Annotated in this window: 19 protein-coding genes; 5 read left to right on the top strand and 14 right to left on the bottom strand. The window is 72.2% G+C overall.

The window, feature by feature from the left end; genetic code table 11:
- Positions 1 to 17: 17 nt before the first annotated feature.
- Together VE614_RS14820 and VE614_RS14815 are read right to left on the bottom strand one after the other, a co-directional pair.
- Positions 18 to 1,475 carry an NAD(P)H-hydrate dehydratase gene (locus VE614_RS14820; protein ID WP_324936640.1) on the bottom strand — a complete coding sequence of 486 codons (1,458 nt, stop codon included), beginning with the start codon at positions 1,473 to 1,475 and terminating at the stop codon, positions 18 to 20.
- A gap of 154 nt (positions 1,476 to 1,629) precedes the next feature.
- Positions 1,630 to 2,001, bottom strand: coding sequence for a holo-ACP synthase (locus VE614_RS14815; RefSeq protein ID WP_324936637.1), 372 nt, complete (start codon positions 1,999 to 2,001; stop codon positions 1,630 to 1,632).
- A 136-nt stretch (positions 2,002 to 2,137) separates the two neighbouring features.
- On the opposite strand from VE614_RS14815, the gene VE614_RS14810 reads away from it, so the two are divergent.
- Together VE614_RS14810 and VE614_RS14805 are read left to right on the top strand one after the other, a co-directional pair.
- Positions 2,138 to 3,106, top strand: coding sequence for a hypothetical protein (locus VE614_RS14810; protein ID WP_324936635.1), 969 nt, complete (start codon positions 2,138 to 2,140; stop codon positions 3,104 to 3,106).
- Positions 3,107 to 3,121: 15 nt separating this feature from the next.
- A complete protein-coding gene (locus tag VE614_RS14805; protein ID WP_324936633.1) occupies positions 3,122 to 4,876 on the top strand; it encodes a M16 family metallopeptidase in 1,755 nt (584 codons plus the stop codon).
- 39 nt (positions 4,877 to 4,915) lie between these two features.
- Here VE614_RS14805 and glmS read toward each other — a convergent pair whose 3' ends face one another.
- The 3 genes from glmS to VE614_RS14790 form a co-directional block, all read right to left on the bottom strand.
- Complete coding sequence (gene glmS / locus VE614_RS14800; protein ID WP_324936631.1) at positions 4,916 to 6,763, bottom strand: glutamine--fructose-6-phosphate transaminase (isomerizing); 1,848 nt, start codon at positions 6,761 to 6,763, stop codon at positions 4,916 to 4,918.
- A gap of 97 nt (positions 6,764 to 6,860) precedes the next feature.
- Positions 6,861 to 7,670, bottom strand: coding sequence for an ABC transporter permease (locus VE614_RS14795; RefSeq protein ID WP_324936629.1), 810 nt, complete (start codon positions 7,668 to 7,670; stop codon positions 6,861 to 6,863).
- The gene (locus VE614_RS14790; protein WP_324936627.1) at positions 7,667 to 8,677 is read right to left on the bottom strand and encodes an ATP-binding cassette domain-containing protein; all 1,011 of its coding nucleotides are present in this window, start codon (positions 8,675 to 8,677) and stop codon (positions 7,667 to 7,669) included. The genes VE614_RS14795 and VE614_RS14790 overlap by 4 nt, the downstream gene beginning before the upstream one ends.
- Before the next feature lie 170 nt (positions 8,678 to 8,847).
- On the opposite strand from VE614_RS14790, the gene coaA reads away from it, so the two are divergent.
- Positions 8,848 to 9,837, top strand: coding sequence for a type I pantothenate kinase (coaA, locus tag VE614_RS14785; protein ID WP_324936625.1), 990 nt, complete (start codon positions 8,848 to 8,850; stop codon positions 9,835 to 9,837).
- A 32-nt stretch (positions 9,838 to 9,869) separates the two neighbouring features.
- Positions 9,870 to 10,808 carry a DUF389 domain-containing protein gene (locus VE614_RS14780; protein WP_324936623.1) on the top strand — a complete coding sequence of 313 codons (939 nt, stop codon included), beginning with the start codon at positions 9,870 to 9,872 and terminating at the stop codon, positions 10,806 to 10,808.
- A gap of 94 nt (positions 10,809 to 10,902) precedes the next feature.
- On the opposite strand, the gene glmM is transcribed toward VE614_RS14780, so the two are convergent.
- The 4 genes from glmM to VE614_RS14760 all read right to left on the bottom strand — a co-directional run bounded on the left by glmM (position 10,903) and on the right by VE614_RS14760 (position 14,962).
- Positions 10,903 to 12,261, bottom strand: coding sequence for a phosphoglucosamine mutase (gene glmM / locus VE614_RS14775; protein ID WP_324936621.1), 1,359 nt, complete (start codon positions 12,259 to 12,261; stop codon positions 10,903 to 10,905).
- A gap of 232 nt (positions 12,262 to 12,493) precedes the next feature.
- Positions 12,494 to 13,009, bottom strand: coding sequence for a 30S ribosomal protein S9 (gene rpsI, locus VE614_RS14770; protein WP_324936619.1), 516 nt, complete (start codon positions 13,007 to 13,009; stop codon positions 12,494 to 12,496).
- 42 nt (positions 13,010 to 13,051) lie between these two features.
- Entirely contained in the window at positions 13,052 to 13,495 is a 444-nt protein-coding gene (gene rplM / locus VE614_RS14765; protein ID WP_189229129.1) for a 50S ribosomal protein L13, read from the bottom strand.
- 249 nt (positions 13,496 to 13,744) lie between these two features.
- Positions 13,745 to 14,962 carry a glycosyltransferase 87 family protein gene (locus tag VE614_RS14760; protein ID WP_324936614.1) on the bottom strand — a complete coding sequence of 406 codons (1,218 nt, stop codon included), beginning with the start codon at positions 14,960 to 14,962 and terminating at the stop codon, positions 13,745 to 13,747.
- Positions 14,963 to 15,036: 74 nt separating this feature from the next.
- Here VE614_RS14760 and VE614_RS14755 point away from each other — a divergent pair, with 74 nt between their 5' ends.
- The gene (locus tag VE614_RS14755; protein WP_324936612.1) at positions 15,037 to 15,924 is read left to right on the top strand and encodes a hypothetical protein; all 888 of its coding nucleotides are present in this window, start codon (positions 15,037 to 15,039) and stop codon (positions 15,922 to 15,924) included.
- Between the two features lie 291 nt (positions 15,925 to 16,215).
- Here the strand turns inward: VE614_RS14755 and truA are convergent, their stop codons facing one another.
- The 5 genes from truA to rpsK form a co-directional block, all read right to left on the bottom strand.
- Complete coding sequence (gene truA / locus VE614_RS14750; protein ID WP_324936609.1) at positions 16,216 to 17,082, bottom strand: tRNA pseudouridine(38-40) synthase TruA; 867 nt, start codon at positions 17,080 to 17,082, stop codon at positions 16,216 to 16,218.
- Positions 17,083 to 17,155: 73 nt separating this feature from the next.
- Positions 17,156 to 18,565: a hypothetical protein gene (locus VE614_RS14745; RefSeq protein ID WP_324936607.1), complete on the bottom strand. Its 1,410-nt coding sequence runs from the start codon at positions 18,563 to 18,565 to the stop codon at positions 17,156 to 17,158.
- A 218-nt stretch (positions 18,566 to 18,783) separates the two neighbouring features.
- On the bottom strand, positions 18,784 to 19,284 hold the full coding sequence (gene rplQ, locus VE614_RS14740) for a 50S ribosomal protein L17 (protein ID WP_324936605.1): 501 nt from the start codon (positions 19,282 to 19,284) through the stop codon (positions 18,784 to 18,786).
- Between the two features lie 168 nt (positions 19,285 to 19,452).
- Positions 19,453 to 20,475 (bottom strand): DNA-directed RNA polymerase subunit alpha, encoded by a 1,023-nt coding sequence (locus VE614_RS14735; protein ID WP_003966937.1) that lies wholly within the window; start codon positions 20,473 to 20,475, stop codon positions 19,453 to 19,455.
- Between the two features lie 156 nt (positions 20,476 to 20,631).
- Positions 20,632 to 21,036 carry a 30S ribosomal protein S11 gene (gene rpsK / locus VE614_RS14730; RefSeq protein ID WP_003956432.1) on the bottom strand — a complete coding sequence of 135 codons (405 nt, stop codon included), beginning with the start codon at positions 21,034 to 21,036 and terminating at the stop codon, positions 20,632 to 20,634.
- Positions 21,037 to 21,079 lie beyond the last annotated feature (43 nt).

Here is a 21,079-nt window from a genome sequence, read left to right as displayed (position 1 = left end):
GGCGCGGCTCAGCGAGGTCAGGAGCCCTCGATCACCGCCGCCCGGACATCCCGCCAAGCCCGCGGCACGGCCTCCCCCACATCCCGTGCCCCGACCGGCGCCCCGTCCGCCGCGAGCCTCCCGGCCAGCCCGTGCAGATACGCGCCGACGCTCCCCGCGTCGACCGCCGACAACCCTGCCGCCAGCAGCGACCCGGCCAGCCCGGACAGCACGTCCCCGCTCCCGGCCGTGGCCAGCCAGGGCGTACCCGTCGGGTTCACCCGCACCGCTCCCCCGCCGCCCGCCGGGGCCACCAGGGTCGTCGACCCCTTCAGCAGCACGGCCGCGCCGTACCGCCCCGCCAGTTCCCGCACCGCCGCCAGCCGGGCGGCCTCGACCTCCTCCCGGCTCACGCCGAGCAGCGCCGCCGCCTCCCCGGCGTGCGGGGTCATGAGGGTGGGCGCCGTCCGCGCCCGTACGGCCGCGGCGTCGGCCAGCCGCAGTCCGTCGGCGTCGATCAGCACGGGCACCTCGGCCGCCAGCACCTCCGCGACCGTCCCGGCGTCGTCCCCGGCCCCCGGTCCGACGACCCAGGCCTGGACGCGCCCCGCCCGCTTCGGCCCCTGGCCGGAGACGAGCGCCTCGGGGAAGCGGGCGATGACCGCGTCCCCGGCGGGCCCGACGTACCGCACGGCCCCGGCGCCGCCCCGCAGCGCCCCGCCGACGGCCAGCACCGCCGCTCCGGGGTACCGCGCCGACCCGGCGGCGACGCCCACGACGCCGCGCCGGTACTTGTCGCTCTCCGCCGCCGGCACCGGCAGCAGCGCCGCCACCTCCGCGTGCTGCAACGCCTCCAGCTCGGGCTCGGCGGGCAGCTCGGCCCGCAGCCCGATGTCGACGAGCCGTACCGTCCCGGCGTACTCGCGCGCCGGGTCGATCAGCAGCCCCGGCTTGTGCGTCCCGAAGGTCACGGTCAGATCGGCCCGCAGCGCCGCGCCCCGCACCTCACCGGTGTCCGCGTCGACCCCGCTCGGCAGGTCGACGGCGACGACGGCGGCCCGGGAGCGCGCGGCGGCCTCCGCGAGGGGGACGGCCTCGGCCCGCAGCCCGCCCGTGCCGCCGATGCCGACGATTCCGTCGACGACGAGGTCCGCCCGCTCGATCAGCCGCTCCCCCGCTCCGGTCTCCGCGACCGTGCCGCCCGCCCGCCGCAGCGCCGCGAGTCCGCCCGGGTGCGCCCGCTCCGGGGAGAGCAGCACGGCGGTGACGCCCGCGCCCCGGCGGGCGAGCCGCGCCCCGGCGTGGAGGGCGTCGCCCCCGTTGTCGCCGCTGCCGGCCAGCAGCACGATCCGGCTGCCGTAGACCCGCCCGAGCAGTTGCGCGCAGGCGGTGGCGAGGCCCGCCGCCGCCCGCTGCATCAAGGTGCCCTCCGGCAGCCGCGCCATCAGCGCCCGCTCCGCCGCCCTGACCGTCTCCACGCCGTACGCAGTCCGCATGCGTCCGAGTCTCCCGTACGTCGGTCTCGTTGCCGCCGGTCTCGTTGCCCGTCGGTCCCGTCCTACCCGTTGACGCTCTGCCGTCTCGTTGCCAGACTCCCGGACCCTGGTCGACAGCGCCCAGTCCGTCTGCTGAGGCGGGCCCGCCGCGCCCTCATCCCTCCGCGATCACCACCGCCGACGCCACCCCCGCGTCATGGCTGAGGGACACGTGCCAGGAGCGCACGCCCAGTTCGGCCGCCCGGGCCGCGACCGTGCCGGTGACCCGCAGCCGGGGGCGGCCGCTGTCCTCGACGTGGACCTCCGCGTCCGTCCACAGCAGGCCGGGCGGGGCACCCAGGGCCTTGGCCAGGGCCTCCTTCGCCGCGAAGCGGGCGGCGAGGGAGGCCGGGCCCCGGCGCTCCCCGCTGGGCAGCAGCAGCTCACTCGCCCGGAAGAGGCGCTGGGCCAGCGCGGGGGTGCGCTCCAGGGACGCCGCGAAGCGGTCGATCTCGGCGACGTCGATACCGACTCCGATGATGCTCATGCCGGTCACCCTACGATCGGACGCCCGCCTGTCCGGCTGCTAGCCTGCGGCGACTTCCCACTTCACACACGCCGGCGCGCCCTGGGGGGCCAGTTCGCGCGCCCGGCGTCTCCATCGGCAGCCAGGGGGCGGAGGAATGAGCAGGACCACCAGCGGCATACCGGGCGCGGTGCCCGGAACGGGGCCGTTCTTCGACCCGTACGACACCCTGCCCGAACTCCTCCCGCTGCGCACCGCCGCACGCGACGGCAACTGGGCCGCCGTACAGGCGTACTTCGCCGCCCTCGACTCGCCGGAGCAGGTGAGCTTCGCCGTCGGGCTGCTCGCCGAGGAGGACGGGATCGAGACGATGCTGGAGCGGGTCGCGGCCGAGCACCCGGCCGATCCGCTGCCGCGCACCCTGCTCGCCGACCGGTACGTCCGCATCGGCTGGGCGATCCGCAGCGACCTGCGCGCCGAGCACGTCTCCCAGGACCAGTTCGCGCGGTTCCACGAGTGGCTGCGGCGAGCCGAGCAGATCCTCATCGACGTGTGCGCGCAAGCGCCGTGGTACGCGCCCGCCTGGACCGTGCGGCTGATCACCGCGCGCGGCCTCCAGCTCGGCCAGGCCGAGGCGCGCCGCCGCTACGACCGGCTCAGCGCCCACCACCCGCACCACTACCCGGCCCAGACGCAGCTGCTCCAGCAGCTGTGCCCGAAGTGGGGCGGCTCCTGGGACGCCGCGCACGGCTTCGCCCGGGAGGCCACCACCGCCGCCCCCGACGGCGCGCACACCGGCGCCCTGGTGGCCCTCGCCCATCTGGAGCGCTGGCTCGACCTGGACGGCCCCGAGGCGGGCGCCTACATGAGGGGCGTGCCCGTCCGGGACGATCTGCGGTTCGCCGCACAGGTGTCCGTGCTGCACCCGGACCACCGGCCCGGCTGGCACTGGATCGGTGCGCACAGCGCCTTCGCGATGGCCTTCTCGCTCGGCGGCCACTTCGCCGACGCACGGCGGCACTTCGCGGTCCTCGGCGACCGGGCGAGCGACTTCCCGTGGTCGTACCTGTCCGATCCGAAGGCCGCGTTCGTGAAGTACCGCAAGTCCGCGCTGGCGACGATCTGAGGGGGCGGCACATCCATGAGCACCGAGACGAACCAGACGTGTCCGACCGGCCTCGACGCCCTCTCCGGACTGGTCTCCCACACCACCACCCAGGGCATCCCCACCCTCTACGCCCCGGCGCAGGGCGGCGAGATCACCGCCGGTCTGTTCTTCCGGGTCGGCCGCGCCGACGAGACCCTCGCCACCAGCGGCATCACCCACCTGGTGGAACACCTCGCCCTGCACCGGCTCGGCCTGACCGACCTGCACTACAACGGCGCCACCGCGAACGCCTACACGCTCTTCCACGTCACCGGCAGCGAGGCGGAGGTCGTCGCGCATCTGAACGCGGTCTGCGCTTCGCTGCGCGATCTGCCGCTGGAGCGGCTGGAGACCGAGAAGGAGATCCTGCGCACGGAGGCCGCCGGGCGCGGCCAGGGCGCCGGCTCGCAGCTGCCGCTGTGGCGGTACGGCGCCCAGGGCTACGGCCTGTCCAGCTATCGCGAGCTGGGCACCTGGAGCCTCACCGCCGACCAGGTCCGGCACTGGGCGCGGACCCGGTTCACCCGGGAGAACGCGGTGCTGTGGATCACCAGCGAGCACGTCCCGGCGGGTCTTGACCTGACCCTGCCGGCCGGTGCCCGCATGCCGGCCCCGGCCGCGACCAGCGCGCTGCCCGTCACCCCGGCCTACATCCACGGCGACGACGGCCATGTCGTGTTCACCTCGGTGCTGCGCCGCACCACCGCCGCCTCCGTCTTCGCCGACGTCCTCGGCCGCGCCCTCTTCCAGGACCTGCGCCAGGAGGGCGGCTACTCCTACACCGCGGAGGCCGACTACAGCCCGCGCGACGCCGAGTTCGCCACGCTCACCGCGTACGCGGACGCGCTGCCGCAGAAGCAGGACGCGGTCGTCGGCGGCTTCGTCGACACCCTCGCGCGGCTGCGGGCCGGGCGGATCGAGCAGGCGGAGCTGGACACCGTACGCGGCAAGATCCTGAAGATGTACGACGTGCCGGACCTGGCCGCCGCCGCGCTGCCGTCGTACGCGCTGAGCCTGCTGCTCGGGCACCGCCTGCTCTCCCCGGACCAGCACCGGGCCGAGCTGGCGGCGGTCACCGTGGACGATCTGCGCGAGGTGGCCCGTCAGGCCTGGGACGCGGGGCTGCTCCAGGTGCCGGGGCGGGGCGCCGACTGGGCGGGCCTCACCCTCGCCCCGCAGTACTCGGCGGACGCCGTCGCCGGCACCCGGCATCCCTCCCTGGAGGACGAGCGGGTCACCCTGGTCATCGGCGCGGACGGGGTCGGCCTGCTGACCCCGGGCGGCCCGGTCACCGTCCGGTACGACGCCGTCGCGGCGATGTCCGCACGGCCCGACGGAGCCCGCAGCCTCACCGGCCACGACGGCTTCTGCGTCAGCGTGGAGCCCACCCTCTACCGGGGCGTGACCCCGGACCGGATCGCGGCGCTGGACGCGGCCGTCCCGCCGGGCGCGGTGGTCCGGCTGCCGGCCCGGGACCCGGAGGACATCCCCCGCCCGGGCGAGCGCCCGGCGGGCGGCGCCCGCCCGGCCCGGGGGCGCGGCGCGGCCGCCTGGGCGTGGCAGATCGGGTTCTGGGCCTGCGCCGCCCTGACGGCCCTGTGGGGGCTGCTGTGCGTGCTGGTCACCGTCGACGAGGCCGGAGCCGCGCGCCCCGAGTGGGACGCGGTGATCGGCATCTGGGCACTGGAGCTGCCGCCGCTGTTCGTGACCTGGAAGCTGTTCCGGGAGCCACGCCGCCGGGGCCGCTGACCGGGAGCCGCTGACCAGGCGCCCGGTCAGCGGCGCTCCCTATTCCACGGTCACGGACTTCGCCAGGTTCCGCGGCTGGTCCACCTCGTTGCCGCGGGCCGTCGCCAGTTCGCAGGCGAAGACCTGGAGCGGCACCGTCGCGACCAGCGGCTGGAGCAGGGTGGGCGTGGCGGGCACGCTGATGAGGTGGTCGGCGTACGGCACGACCGCCTCGTCGCCCTCCTCCGCGATCACGATGGTGCGGGCGCCCCGGGCGCGGATCTCCTGGATGTTGGAGACGATCTTGTCGTGCAGCACGGACCGGCCGCGCGGCGACGGCACGATCACCACCACCGGCAGGTCCTCCTCGATCAGCGCGATCGGCCCGTGCTTCAGCTCGCCCGCCGCGAAGCCCTCGGCGTGCATGTAGGCGAGTTCCTTGAGCTTGAGCGCGCCCTCCAGGGCCACCGGGTAGCCGACGTGGCGGCCCAGGAACAGCACGGTGTTCTTGTGCGCGAGGCCGCGCGCCAGCTCCCGCACCGGTTCCATGGTCTCCAGCACCCGCTCGACCTCACCGGCGATCTTCGCCAGCTCGCGGATGACGTCCCGGATCTCGTCGCCCCACTTGGTGCCGCGCACCTGGCCCAGGTACAGCGCCACCAGGTAGCAGGCGACCAGCTGGGTGAGGAACGCCTTGGTGGAGGCGACGGCGACCTCGGGTCCGGCGTGCGTGTAGAGCACGGCGTCCGACTCACGGGGGATGGTGGAGCCGTTGGTGTTGCAGATCGCCAGCACCTTGGAGCCCTGCTCGCGGGCGTGCCGCAGGGCCATCAGGGTGTCCATGGTCTCGCCGGACTGGGAGATGGCGATGACCAGCGTCTGCGGGTCGAGGATCGGGTCCCGGTAGCGGAACTCGCTGGCCAGTTCGACCTCGCAGGGGATCCGCGTCCAGTGCTCGATGGCGTACTTGGCGATCAGTCCGGCGTGGAAGGCGGTCCCGCAGGCGATGATGACGACCTTGTCGACCTCGCGCAGCGCGCTCGTCGGGATGCGCACCTCGTCCAGGGTGAGCGATCCGGCGGCGTCGATCCGGCCGAGCAGGGTGTCGGCGACCGCCTTGGGCTGCTCGGCGATCTCCTTGAGCATGAAGTAGTCGTAGCCGCCCTTCTCGGCGGCCGAGGCGTCCCAGTCGACGTGGTAGGAGCGCACGTCGGCGGGGCGGCCGTCGAATCCGGTGACGGTCACGCCGTCCCGGCGCAGCTCGACCACCTGGTCCTGGCCGAGTTCGATCGCGTCGCGGGTGTGCGCGATGAACGCGGCGACGTCCGAGGCGAGGAAGGCCTCGTCCTCGCCGACGCCGACCACGAGCGGCGAGTTGCGGCGCGCGCCGACCACCACGTCCGGCTCGTCGGCGTGCACCGCGACCAGGGTGAACGCGCCCTCCAGACGCCGGCACACCAGCCGCATCGCCTCCGCGAGGTCCGCGCAGGAGGAGAACTCCTCGGCCAGCAGATGCGCCACGACCTCGGTGTCGGTCTCGGAGGTCAGCTCGTGACCGCGCTCGGTCAGCTCGGCGCGCAGGGCGGCGAAGTTCTCGATGATGCCGTTGTGGACGACGGCGACCCGGCCCGCGTTGTCCAGGTGCGGGTGGGCGTTGGCGTCGGTCGGGCCGCCGTGGGTGGCCCAGCGGGTGTGCCCGATGCCGGTGGCGCCGGCCGGCAGCGGCCGCTCCGACAGTTCCTTCTCCAGGTTGACCAGCTTCCCGGCCCGCTTGGCCGCGGCCAGCCCGCCGTCCGCGAGCACGGCGACGCCGGCCGAGTCGTAGCCCCGGTACTCCAGCCGCTTCAGCCCGGCCATCACGACATCGAGCGCCGACTGCGACCCCACGTATCCCACGATTCCGCACATGAGCGGCAGCCTACGGTCGTTCCGCGCTCCGAACCGGCCGCCGCGTGCCCGAAATCGGAAATTCCCACCGCGGTACGAAGGCCCGAACGGACCGTTCTCAGGCCTTCGCCCGGTACGCCCGCATCGCCAGGGGATAGAACACCAGCGCGATCCCCGCCGCCCAGACCAGCGACCACAGCACCGGCCCGGCCACCGGCCCGCCGAGCAGCAGCCCGCGGAACGCGTCGGACAGATGGGTCACCGGATTCACATCGCTCCATGCCTGGAGCCACCCCGGCATGGTGTCCACGACGACGAACGCGCTGCTGGTGAAGGTGATCGGGAAGATGAGCGTGAACGCGAACGCCTGCACCTTCTCCGCGTCCCCGGCGAGCATCCCGATCAGCACCGCGCTCCACGAGACGGCCGCGGCGAACACCACCAGCAGCACCACGCCGAGCAGGAACCCGCCGAACCCCCCGGTGATCCGGAAGCCGAGCAGCAGCCCGAGGCCGATCATCAGCAGCATCGCCCACACGTGCTTGGCGAGGTCCGCGGTGATCCGCCCGATCAGCGGCGCGGAGCGGGTGATCGGCAGACTGCGCAGCCGGTCGAAGACGCCCTTGGTGAGGTCGGTGTTGAGCGCCATCGCCGTGTACATCGTCATGAACAGGGTGTTCTGCACGATGATCCCGGGCAGCGCGTACTTCAGATACGCCTCGGGCGATCCGGCCATCTGGCCGCCCAGCACATAGGTGAAGAGGAACACGAACATGATCGGCGTGATGCTGTAGTCGACCAGTTCGAGCGGGTTGTGCTTCACGGCGACCAGGCTGCGCCACGCCATCGTGAAGGTCTGCCGCAGCCCGGCCAGTGGCGGTACCCGGCCCGAGGCGCTGATCGGGGCGGTGACGGTGCCGGCGGTCATGGCCGCATCACCGCCTTCCGGGGCTCGTTGTCGTCCTCCCGGACGGCCGCGCCGCCGTTGCCCTCGGGCGCCCCGTGCTCGGCGCGGTGACCGGTGAGGGCGAGGAAGACCTCGTCGAGCGAGGAGCGGCGCAGCGCCAGCTCCCCCACCGCGATGCCCTCCCGGTCCAGCGCACGCACCACGGCCGGCATCAGCTCGGGGTCCTTCACCGGGGCGGTGACCGTCTCGCCCTCGATCCGGGCCTGCCCGCCGGCCGCCCCCGCCACCAGCGCGTGCACCCGCCGAAGGTCCCGTCCCAGCACCGGCCGCAGTTGCAGCACCTGCCCGCCGACCTGCGACTTCAGCTGGTCGGGGGTGCCCTCGGCGATCACCCGGCCCTGGTCGATCACCACGATGTCGTCGGCGAGCACATCCGCCTCGTTCAGATACTGCGTGGTCAGCAGGGCCGTCGCCCCGTCCGCGACCAGAGCGCGCAGCATGTCCCACAGCTCGCCGCGGCTGTGCGGGTCGAGGCCGGTGGTCGGCTCGTCGAGGAAGAGGATGCTGGGCCGGCCGACGAGACTGGCCGCGAGGTCCAGGCGGCGGCGCATACCGCCCGAGAAGGTCTTCACGGCCCGCCCGGCCGCGTACGTGAGCCCGAAGCGCTCCAGAAGCTCGGCGGCCCGCGCCTTGGCCGCCCGCCGCGGCAACCCCAGCAGCCGGCCGATGAGCAGCAGGTTCTCCGCGCCGGTCAGGTTCTCGTCGACTGCGGCGTACTGCCCGGTCAACCCGACGAGGGCGCGCACCACCCCGGCCTCCCGGACCACGTCGTGCCCGGCCACCCGGGCCGTGCCGCCGTCCGGGCGCAGCAGCGTCGCGAAGATCCGCACCGCGGTGGTCTTCCCGGCGCCGTTGGGGCCCAGCAGTCCGAGCACCGAACCCTTGCGGGCCGCCAGATCGACACCGGCCAGCGCCTCCGTCTCCCTGAACCGCTTGACCAGGCCTTCCGCCTCTATCGCATACGTCATGGGTCACCCCTCGGGGTCGGTGGACCCGGCCGAGCCCACCTCTCCCACAACTGTGACGCACACCACTGACATTCCCCCGTTCAGCCGCGTTCCTCCCGCTTCGTCCGGTGTCCACGGCCGCGTGACGGATCCCACCCCGCCGCCCGTTCGTCCTCCCGTAACAATGGACTGTGATCTCTCCGGTCTCCCCGCTGCCCCGGAGCGCCCACCGGCCCCGCCCGGAGGCGACTCCCTACCTCGACCTCACCCGCGCCGAGTGGAGCGCGCTGCGCGACAAGACGCCGCTGCCGCTCACCGCCGAGGAGGTCGAGAAGCTGCGCGGCCTCGGCGACGTCATCGATCTCGACGAGGTGCGGGACATCTACCTCCCGCTGTCCCGGCTGCTCAACCTCTACGTCGGCGCCACCGACGGCCTGCGCGGCGCGCTGAACACCTTCCTGGGCGAGCAGGGCTCCCAGTCCGGCACCCCCTTCGTCATAGGGGTCGCCGGTTCGGTCGCCGTCGGCAAGTCCACGGTCGCCCGTCTGCTCCAGGCGCTGCTCTCCCGCTGGCCGGAGCACCCCCGCGTCGAACTGGTCACCACGGACGGCTTCCTGCTGCCCACCGAGGAACTCCAGGCCCGCGGACTGATGTCCCGCAAGGGCTTCCCCGAGTCCTACGACCGCCGCGCCCTGACCCGTTTCGTCGCCGACATCAAGGCCGGGAAGGACGAGGTCACCGCCCCCGTCTACTCCCACCTCATCTACGACATCGTGCCCGGCGAGCGCCTCGTCGTACGCCGCCCCGACATCCTGATCGTGGAGGGCCTGAACGTCCTCCAGCCCGCCCTGCCCGGCAAGGACGGCCGTACCCGGGTCGGCCTCGCCGACTACTTCGACTTCAGCGTGTACGTCGACGCCCGCGCCGAGGACATCGAGCGCTGGTACCTCAACCGGTTCCGCAAGCTGCGCGCGACCGCCTTCCAGAACCCCTCCTCCTACTTCCGCAAGTACACCCAGGTGTCGGAGGAGGAGGCCCTGGACTACGCCCGCACCATGTGGCGCACCATCAACAAGCCGAACCTGGTGGAGAACATCGCCCCCACCCGGGGCCGCGCCACCCTGGTCCTGCGCAAGGGCCCGGACCACACGGTGCAGCGCCTGAGCCTGCGCAAGCTGTAAGGGCCGTCAAGGGCGCCTGCTACAAAGGCGCCATGCTGCATCTCCGCCTGATCACCCCGGCCGAGAAGACCGACGGCGTGGTCCGCCTGATCGAGAACACGGTCGGCACCACCCACCTGGTCGTGATGCAGGGCGCCGCCCGCGACCCGGCCGGTGATGTCGTCATGTGCGACGTGGCCCGCGAGGCGGCGGACGAACTCATGGAGGATCTGCGGGCGTTCGACCTCGACGAGTGCGGCTCGATCGCGGCCGAGAACGTCGACCTCACCCTCTCCAGACGCGCCGAGGAAGCGGAGCGGGCGGCCCCCGGCGAGGGTGCCGACGCGGTCGTGTGGGACCAGCTCGCGGAGGCGACGCACGAGGAGTCGACCCTCTCCGTCACCTATCTCGCGTTCCTCACCCTGGCCACGATGATCGCGGCCTGCGGTGTGGTCCTCGACAACGCGGTCCTGATCGTCGGCGCGATGGCGGTGGGCCCGGAGTTCGGCCCGCTGGCCGGGTTCTGCACGGCCCTCGTGCAGCGGCGGCCCCGGCTGGCCGTGCGCTCCCTGACCGCCGTGCTGGCCGGCTTCGCCGTGGCCATGCTGGTGACGGTCGGCTTCAGCTACTTCATGGACGCCGTCGACCTGTTCACCGCCGAAGCCCTGGACGCCGACCGCCCCAACACCAACTTCATCTACCGCCCCGACTGGTTCTCCTTCGTCGTGGCGGTCCTGGCGGGCTGCGCCGGCACCCTCTCGCTGACCTCGGCGAAGTCCGGCGCCCTGGTCGGCGTCGCCATCTCGGTCACCACGGTCCCGGCCGCCGCCAACGCGGCGGTCGCCTTCAGCTACGACGCCTACCGCCAGGCCTGGGGCTCCACCGAACAGCTCCTGCTGAACCTGCTGGGCATCATCCTGGCCGGCACCCTGACCCTCCTGGCCCAGAAGGCTCTGTGGTCGAAGAAACCCCGCACATCGATCACACGGTGACGGAGAAGGGGCGCGGGGAACCGCGCGACGAGCCACGAACAGCCCGCGGCCCGCATCGCACAGCACCCCACGCCCCGAAGCCGGAGCCGGAGAACTACCCCAGCGCGGACTTCACGGCGTCGGCCAGCCGCCCCGCCACAGACCGAGCCTGCTCGATGTCCGCCGCTTCGACCATCACCCGAACCAGCGGCTCCGTCCCGGAGGGCCGCAGCAGCACCCGTCCGGTGGCCCCCAGCTCCTGCTCCGCCTCGGCGACGGCGGCGGCCAGGTCGGCCGAGGTCGAGACCCGGGACCTGTCCACGTCCGGCACATTGATCAGCACCTGCGGCAACCGCTCCATCACGGACGCCAGGTCCCGCAGCGAGCGCCCGCTCTGCGCGACCCGAGCGGCCAGCAGCAGCCCGGTCAGCGTGCCGTCACCGGTGGTCGCGTGGTCGAGGATGATCACGTGCCCGGACTGCTCGCCGCCGAGGGCGAAGTCGTGCTCCTTCATCTCCTCCAGGACGTACCGGTCACCGACCGCGGTCTGCACCAGCCGGATCCCCTCGCGCTCCAGGGCGAGCTTGAAGCCCAGGTTGGACATGACGGTGGCGACGACGGTGTCGGAGCGCAGCACCGACCGCTCCCGCATGGCCAGCGCCAGCACGGCCAGGATCTGATCGCCGTCGACCTCCGCACCGGTGTGGTCCACGGCCAGGCAGCGGTCCGCGTCCCCGTCGTGCGCGATGCCGAGGTCCGCGCCGTGCTCGACGACGGCGGCCTTGAGCAGCCCGAGGTGCGTCGACCCGCACCCGTCGTTGATGTTCAGCCCGTCCGGCTCGGCGCCGATGGTGATCACCTCGGCACCGGCCCGCGCGAAGGCGTCCGGGGAGACCCGGGCCGCCGCGCCGTGCGCCTCGTCGAGGACGATCTTCAGCCCGTCGAGCCGGTTCGGCAGCACGCTCAGCAGGTGCTCGACGTACTGGTCCGCGCCTTCGTCGTACGAGCGCACCCGGCCGACGCCGGCGCCGGTCGGCCGGTCCCACGGCGCGCCGGTGCGGTGCTCCGCGTAGACGGACTCGATGCGGTCCTCGATGTCGTCGGGGAGTTTGTGGCCGCCACGGGCGAAGAACTTGATCCCGTTGTCGGGCATGGCGTTGTGGCTGGCCGAGAGCATGACGCCCAGGTCGGCACCGAGCGCCCCGGTGAGATACGCCACCGCGGGGGTCGGCAGCACGCCGACGCGCAGCACGTCCACGCCCGCGCTGGCGAGGCCCGCGACCACGGCGGCCTCCAGGAACTCCCCGGACGCGCGCGGGTCACGCCCGACCACCGCGGTCGGCCGATGGCCCTCGAAGGTGCCCGCCTCGGCCAGCACGTGGGCCGCCGCGACGGACAGCCCGAGCGCCAGCTCGGCGGTCAGATCCGCGTTGGCGACACCGCGCACGCCGTCCGTGCCGAAGAGTCGTCCCACTTGTCCTCCTGAGGAAGCTTCTGTTCCGAAAGCCCCGCCGCTTGCGGCCCGGGCGGGGGTGCGAGGCGCGGCCTCCGTGAACCCGGGGCGGCACACACCGCGCCCGGTCATCCGATCACACAGGCCTTTGAGCGTCTTGTGCCGTTATACGCCTGTGGTTGTGATAAACGAACGCCCCGGCGGCACAGTGGCGTGCCGCCGGGGCGTTCGGAGTACGAGCAGGCAGCTGTGATTAGCGCTTGCTGTACTGCGGAGCCTTGCGGGCCTTCTTCAGACCGGCCTTCTTGCGCTCGACCGCACGGTCGTCGCGCTTGAGGAAGCCGGCCTTCTTCAGCGGGCCGCGGTTGTTGTCGACGTCGGCCTCGTTCAGCGCACGGGCGACACCGAGACGGAGCGCACCGGCCTGACCGGAGACACCGCCACCGGCGATACGGGCGATGACGTCGTAACGGCCCTCGAGCTCCAGCACCTTGAAGGGCTCGTTGACTTCCTGCTGGTGCACCTTGTTCGGGAAGTAGTCCTCGAGGGTGCGACCGTTGATCTTCCACTTGCCGGTGCCCGGAACGATCCGGACGCGGGCGATGGCGTTCTTGCGACGGCCCAGGCCGGCGGCCGGCTGCGGGTCGCCGAAGCGGGACGCGAGGGACTCGGAGGTGTACTCGCCCTCGACGGGCACCTCGGACTCGGTGGTGTAGCTGTCGATGTCGACGGTCTCGTCGAGCGGCTGCTCGGCAGTGGTCTCGGCCACGATTCTCCTCAGATTCTGTTCAGTCTTAGGGGGTGGCCGGACTTACTGCGCGACCTGGGTGATCTCGAACGGCTGCGGCTGCTGCGCGCCGTGCGGGTGCTGGTCACCCTTGTAGACCTTCAGCTTCGAGAGCATCTGACGGCCCAGCGTGTTCTTGGGGAGCATGCCCTTGACGGCCTTCTCGATGGCCTTCTCGGGGTTCTTCTCAAGCAGCTCGTCGTAGCGGACGGAGCGCAGACCACCCGGGTAGCCGGAGTGGCGGTACGCCATCTTCTGGGTCCGCTTGTTGCCGGAGAGGTGCACCTTGTCGGCGTTGATGATGATGACGAAGTCACCGGTGTCGACGTGGGGCGCGTAGATCGGCTTGTGCTTGCCACGCAGGATGGAGGCCGCGGTGGAGGCCAGACGACCCAGGACGACGTCCTGAGCGTCGATGACGTGCCACTGGCGCGTCACATCGCCGGGCTTGGGGCTGTACGTACGCACGGTTCGTAGCCTTCGCTTCGAGTGAATGGTCCTAGACAAGGTCACCGAAACGATCACGACAGCCTAGACCGCACCACGGTGACGCAAACCGCGTGCTGGTCGCTGGTCATCGGCCCGGTGGACCGGTGTAAGGGCCCGTCCCGTGAGAATGAGCAAGCCAATACACAACGAACATGCAGGATACCCGCGCCGACCCGGACGGGTCAAAACGCGGAACCACCGGGGTGAGAGCCCGGCATCCGCACCCTTTCAGAGTACGCGAGCCCCGCTGCCGGACTGTTCGCGTCGCGGGCCGACGAAGCGGCCCGGGCCCCGCGGCGGCTTGCGGCGGGCGCAGTGAACGCCGACGGTCGCGGCCAGGACGCAGAGCGTGAGGGCGTCCTTGAAGGCCCGGCGGCGGGGCGGCTCCAGATAGGGCAGGGCCAGCGACGGCAGCTGCGGGGCCAGGGCCAGCCAGAACCAGGGCCGCCGGGCCACCGACCCGGCGTACGGCAGCCCGGCGAGCAGCAGCGGCAGCACGACCAGCAGATAGTGGTCGTACGACGGCCGGGACACCAGGAACGCGGAGAGCATCAGGGCCGCCGCGGTCTCCGGCAGCCGCAGCGGGCCCGGGTCGGCCCGCCGCCACCGGCGGTGCGCGCACAGCACCCCGACCGCGGCCGCCGCCGCGGCGAGCAGCCCGGCCAGGGCCGGCGGCACCCCGAGGCGCGGCAGCACGGCGGCCGGGGAGGCCTCGTAGAGCCGTACGAAGCTGTCGTCGCCCCTCAGCAGGAACGGCAGGGTGCGGGTGAAGAAGGCCGCCGGGTCCGGCATCAGCAGGCCCGCCCCGGCCGAGGCCGCCGCCGGGACCAGGACGGTCGCGGCCAGCGCCCGCCACCGGCGGGCGAACAGGAACAGCAGCGCCATCGGCGCGAGCAGCGGTTTGAGGGCCACCGCCGCGCCGATCGCCACCCCCGCCGCGGTCCACCGCCCGCGCCCCGCGAGCAGCAGGGCCAGCGGCAGGGCGAGGGCCGCGGTGACCGTCCAGTTCGCCAGCTGCACCAGATGCGCGAACGGTGCGAACCCGGCCGCGAGCCCGGCCAGCCCCAGCGCGGCGAACCTGCTGCCCAGCGGCACCCGGTGCAGCCGCAGCGCGGCCGCCCAGGCCCCGGCCAGCAGGACGGTCACCGCCAGCGGCACCAGCAGCCGCAGCCACGACGGGGGCAGCAGGGCCTGTGGGGCCGCCGCGAGGACGGCGCTCGGCAGATAGAGGAAGTGCGGATCGTCGTACGGGGAGCCGCCGGCCAGCCAGGTGCGCGCCGCGCGGACGACGATCGCGTTGTCCATGCCGCCGTCCGGGCTGAGCCGCGCGACCCGCAGCGCCTGCGCGCCGAGCACGATCGCCGGAACGGCCCACAGATGCCAGGAGGCCGGTCGCACCAGCCACCCGGAAATATCGCCCTTCACAGGATTTTTGCCGGAATTCATGCACCGCACGCTAGGGGTTCCGGGGCCACCGGAGGCGGACCAGCGCGCCGTCCGGCCCGTCTAAGATGCGCCCCATGAGCTTTGGGCAGGGGGGACCCCAGTCTCGGTGGGATCCCTGGACACCTCAATCGCAGCAGCAGTCCTGGAACAGCGGCAGCGACCAGACCCCGGACTGGGCCGCGCTCGCGGAGGCCTCGGAGGCCCGCAACAAGCGGCGCCGGCTGCTGTTCGTCGGCGGCGGCGCGCTCGCCACCGTCGCCATCGGCACGGCCGTCGCCATGGCCGTCGTCTCGGCGAACGGTGACAACGGGCAGGCGAGCAACCAGACGTCCCAGCTGCCCGCCACCGCGGACATCCCCGGCACGTCCACCGCCGCGCCGCCGTCCTTCGCCCCGACCAGCGCCCCGCCGCCGCTGGATCCGAAGGACTTCATCTCCGGCAAGGACAAGGACACCGCGCCGCTCAGCCCGCAGATCCTCTTCCCGGGGACGCAGCTGACCATGGGCGACACGGTGTACAAGAAGGGCCCGACCGCCGACACCAAGAGCTGTGCGTCGGCCGCCCGGCAGACGCTCCCCAAGGTGCTCACCGCCAACGACTGCACCAGGATGCTGCGCGTCACCTACACCAAGGGCGGCATCGCGGTCACGGTCGGCGTGGCCGTCTTCGACACCGAGGCGCAGGCCACGAGGACGAAGAACCAGGCCGACGACAAGAGCATCGTGAAGTCCCTCGACGGGGGCGGCGTGACGCCGTTCTGCAACTCCGCCGTCTGCCGCACGACGACCAACTCCTTCGGCCGGTACGCCTACTTCACCATCGCCGGATTCACCGACGGCAGGGACGTCACCACGCAGGACACGGAGGTCTTCGCCACCGGCGACGACCTGGCGGAGTTCACCTTCCGTCAGATCCGCCGCCGCGGCGAGGCCCAGGCCTCCGCCGCCGCGGCCGAGGGATGAGACCCGCCGCGGATCCGTTCCCCCGCCGGGACGTGTGACGCGGTGCGGACGCGCGGACGGCTGGGCCCGCTCGGCGCCGGGGCCGGTCCGGCACTGCTGCTGCCGGCCGGCGCCCGGCTGCCCCGCCGTCATCGGCGGTCACGCCGTCTACTGGGACTACAGCCACATGTCGGGCAGCCATGCTCGCTCCCTCGCGCCCTTCCTGAAGCCGGCCTTCGAAAGGTCCTGGCCGGCTGAACCCGGTGCGGCCCCGCCCCGACGGCGAAGGGGGGACTCCGCGGAGTCCCCCCTTCAGCAGCACCCGCCGCCCGCCGCCACCCCCGGCAGCGACCGCTTGTTGCGCGCCTCCCTGCTCCGCGCCGCCAGCAGCTCGTCGGCCGGATAGCCGACCTCCTCCAGGGTCAGCCCGTGCGGCCGTACGACATGCACGGCCGAGTCCCGTACGCCCGCCGCCAGCACCTTGCCCGGCCAGTCCGGCGGCCGGTGCCCGTCGCCCACGAACAGCAGCGCCCCGATCAGCGAGCGCACCATGTTGTGGCAAAAAGCGTCGGCCCGCACGGTCGCGGTGATGATCCCGTCGTCGCCGCGGACCAGACTCAGCTCCTGGAGCGTACGGATCGTCGTCGCACCCTCCCGCCGCTTGCAGTACGCCGCGAAGTCGTGCTCCCCGAGCAGCCCCCGCGCCGCCTCGTTCATGGCGTCCACGTCGAGCGGCCAGTCGTGCCACAGGACGTGGTTGCGCAGCAGCGGATCCACGCCCCCCGGGTTGTCCGTCACCCGGTACGCATAGCGCCGCCACACCGCCGAGAACCGCGCGTTGAACCCGCTCGGCGCCTCGCGCAGCGCCCACACCCGCACATCCCGCGGCAGCCGCCCCGCGAGCCGCTTCAGCAGCTTCTCGTGGTGCTCGCGCCAGACCGCCTCGGGCAGGTCCACGTGCGCCACCTGTCCGCGCGCGTGCACCCCCGCGTCGGTCCGCCCGGCGACCGTCAGTTCAAAGGTCTCCCGGGACCGGGTCACCGTCCGCAGGGCGTCCTCGATCTCGCCCTGCACGGTCCGCCGTCCCCCGGCCTGCTTGGCCCAGCCGGAGAACTCGGTGCCGTCGTAGGACAGGTCAAGGCGCACCCGCACATATCCGGGCTGTACGTCGTCACTCACCCGTGAATCCTCTCAGGAACGCGCAGCGGGCCCGCCCCCGAGGGCGAGCCCGCTGGACGGCACCTGCTGCTGATCAGCTGCCGCGTGTGGGGTTCAGCACGATCGTCCCGGAGTCGTTCGCAGGATTGCCCTCGTTCGGCATCGTGTACGGGAAGAACGCCCGGCCGGTGGCGTTCTTGATCACCTCGTCGACGCGCAGACCGAAGGTGAACGTCCGGGAGTCGTCCTCCAGGATCGGCGTGCTGACGAAGCAGTGGTAGTCGCCCTCGGAGCCCTCCCAGCCGCGCTGGCAGTTCTCGGGAACCGTGGTGGCCGTCGTCCCCGGCGGCAGGTCCACCGCGAACGAGATCGGCTCTCCGCCGGACCGCAGCAGGGCCAGCCAGGCGGGGCCGTGGTTGGCGAAGCCGATGTCCACCGGCACCGTGTCGCCCTTGCGGGCCCGCAGCCGCTCCCCGGTCAGGTCCAGGTCGAAGGTGTTCTTCGTCGGAATGTCCAGCTCGGCCCAGCGCCCGTAGCCGGCCGGGTCGGCGTCCGGCAGGCGCACCAGCTCCAGCGCCGGCCCGGTGCCCGCCTGGTAGTCGCCCTCGGCCAGGAGCTCCCGCGCCTGCGCGGCGGGCACCGCGCTGAAGCTGTACGACATCGCGTCGTAGAGCGCGAACCCGGCCGTCCGCACCGGGAAGGGCGCGCTCAGCCCGTAGGCCGCGTCACCGGCGAACTCGCTGTCGAAGACACACAGCGCCTCGGACCGCCCGAGCAGGTCCTCCGGGTCCTGCGGGTCGTACCAGCAGTTGCCGAAGGTTCCGGGGAAGGACAGGCCGCGGGTGCCGGACACCCGCAGCACGACGCCGTCACCGCCCAGCCCGCCGACGTTGCGGAAGCCCAGCGGCGCCGGGAAGGTGTCACCGGCCCGGAAGCCCGCGGGCTCGGCCAGCTGCTTGTTCAGCAGCTCGGCGCCGCCGACCAGCACGTCCACCGTGTGCCCGGTGAAGGCGAGCCCCTCGCCCGCGGCCGTGACCTGAATGCTGCCGGTGTCGCCCGCGGCGCTTTCGCCGGTGACGTCGAGGCGGATACCGCCGAGCCGGTTGTAGTCCTGGCCCGCGTAGATCTCGGAGCCCGGGCAGGTGGCGACCAGCCCGTCCACGGAGCAGCCCCGCCACCCGCCGAGGCCGGAGAAGTCCACCGCGGCGACACCGGCCAGGGAGCTGGCGTCCACGGTGACCGTGTAGTCGCCGGTGTGGATCGGATAGGTCACACCGTTCTCGTCCGGCACCGGCTCCCCGGGCGCCCGGAGGCCCAGCTCGATCTGCGGCTCCGTCGACCCGTTCGGGTCCTGGTGCAGCGAGAGGTTCACGCTGTCGGGTCCGGTCACGGACACCGGCAGCGGTTCCTCCTGCGCCCGCGCGGGACTGCCGAGCGCCGTGCCGGCCAGCGCGGCCAGCGCGAAGACGGAGATGCTGCGCCGCACCGCGGCGAGAGAAGGCATGAGACCCCCCGTGATTCGGATGTCGAGCGCGCCGGTTCCGCCGACGCATATGCATGACCTTCGAACCCCCCGGAGGGTTGCCCCTGATCTTGCCCGCGCACGCCGACGGGCCCGCTCCCTGAGGGAACGGGCCCGTCAACACCCCACGGGGCGCGGGGAACTGCGCGACAAGCCACGACGAAGCCGCAGCCGCCGAGATCAGTCACCCGGCAGAACGCTTACGCGTCCTTCGACTCCTCGGCGGGAGCCTCGGCGGCCTCGGTCTCGTCGACCTTGGTCTCCTCGGCCTTGGCCTCCTCGGCCTCCTTGACCGCACGCTTGGTGGCGGCCTCGGCCTCACCGGTAGCCTGCTGCGCCACCGTCAGCGCCTCGACCAGCTCGATGACAGCCATGGGCGCGTTGTCGCCACGGCGGTTGCCGATCTTGGTGATACGGGTGTAGCCACCCGGACGGTTCTCGTAGCGCGGGCCGATCTCGGTGAAGAGCGTGTGGACGATGCTCTTGTCCGTGATGACCTGGAGCACCTGACGGCGGTTGTGAAGGTCACCCTTCTTCGCCTTGGTGATCAGACGCTCCGCGTACGGGCGAAGGCGGCGGGCCTTGGCCTCGGTCGTGGTGATCTTGCCGTGCTCGAAGAGGCTCTTCGCGAGGTTCGCGAGCAGCAGCTTCTCGTGCGCGGCGCTGCCGCCCAGACGGGCACCCTTGGTGGGCTTCGGCATGGTGTTTCTCCTAGGTGTCTGCCCCGGCCGTATCAGGTACCGGAGTCAGTATCCGAGCAGGCGGTTGCCTGTCGGAGATCCGGGAGCCCTTTCGGGCTCCCGGAGGGTCCGCGCCCCGAAAGGGGCGCGGGGGACTGCGCGACCAGCCACAGCGGACCGGCAGCCGAATCAGTACTGCTCGGTCTCCACGAAACCGGCGTCGGCGTCGTCATCGGCACCGAACGCGTCGGCCGCGGCGGTCGGGTCGAACCCGGGCGGGGAGTCCTTGAGGGCGAGACCCATGCCGGCCAGCTTGGCCTTGACCTCGTCGATGGACTTCGCACCGAAGTTGCGGATGTCGAGCAGGTCCGCCTCGGAACGGGCGACCAGCTCACCCACGGAGTGGATGCCCTCACGCTTGAGGCAGTTGTACGACCGAACGGTGAGCTCCAGCTCCTCGATCGGCAGCGCCAGATCGGCGGCGAGCGCGGCGTCCGTCGGGGACGGACCCATGTCGATGCCCTCGGCGTCGATGTTCAGCTCGCGGGCGAGACCGAACAGCTCGACCAGCGTCTTACCGGCGGAGGCCATGGCGTCACGCGGACGCATCGCCTGCTTGGTCTCGACGTCGACGATCAGCTTGTCGAAGTCGGTGCGCTGCTCGACACGCGTGGCCTCGACCTTGTACGTGACCTTGAGCACCGGCGAGTAGATGGAGTCGACCGGGATACGGCCGATCTCCTGGCCGACCTGCTTGTTCTGCACGGCGGAGACGTAACCGCGGCCACGCTCGACCGTCAGCTCCATCTCCAGCTTGCCCTTGCCGTTGAGCGTGGCGAGGACGAGGTCGGGGTTGTGCACCTCGACACCGGCCGGGGGCGCGATGTCGGCGGCGGTGACCAGACCCGGGCCCTGCTTGCGCAGGTACATCACGACCGGCTCGTCGTGCTCCGAGGAGACGACCAGCTGCTTGATGTTGAGGATCAGGTCGGTGACGTCCTCCTTGACGCCCGGCACGGTGGTGAACTCGTGCAGCACGCCGTCGATCCGGATCGAGGTGACGGCGGCACCCGGGATCGAGGACAGGAGGGTACGGCGGAGGGAGTTGCCGAGGGTGTAACCGAAGCCCGGCTCCAGCGGCTCGATCACGAACCGGGAGCGGAACTCGTCGACGACCTCTTCGGTCAACGAGGGACGCTGAGCGATCAGCATGTGTGGATCAGATCCTTCATTCGTGGACGCCCGCTATTTGACGCCCGACGGAAACCGCACCCGTGACAAGTGCGGGTACTGCAAGGGTACGGGCGGCACGGCCCCTTTACGGTGCCGTACCGCCCGAAACCACAGTCTGCTCGAAGCAGCCGAGCGTCAGACGCGGCGGCGCTTCGGCGGACGGCAGCCGTTGTGCGGGGTCGGGGTGACGTCCTGGATGGAGCCGACCTCGAGACCGGTCGCCTGAAGCGAACGGATGGCGGTCTCACGACCGGAACCCGGACCCTTCACGAACACGTCGACCTTGCGCATGCCGTGCTCCTGGGCGCGGCGGGCAGCCGACTCGGCGGCCATCTGCGCGGCGAACGGCGTGGACTTCCGGGAGCCCTTGAAGCCGACGTGGCCGGCGGAGGCCCAGGAGATCACGTTGCCGGACGGGTCCGTGATCGAGACGATCGTGTTGTTGAACGTGCTCTTGATGTGCGCGTGGCCGTGAGCGACGTTCTTCTTTTCCTTGCGGCGCACCTTCTTGGCAGCGCCCTGACGACCCTTGGGGGGCATGTCGTTCTCCTACGGGAGGTGGTCGGTCCTACGACAGCTGGCA

Origin of the sequence: Streptomyces sp. (assembly GCF_035645055.1) — a bacterium.
GTDB lineage: Bacteria > Actinomycetota > Actinomycetes > Streptomycetales > Streptomycetaceae > Streptomyces.
This window is presented reverse-complemented; position numbering and strand designations above follow the sequence as displayed.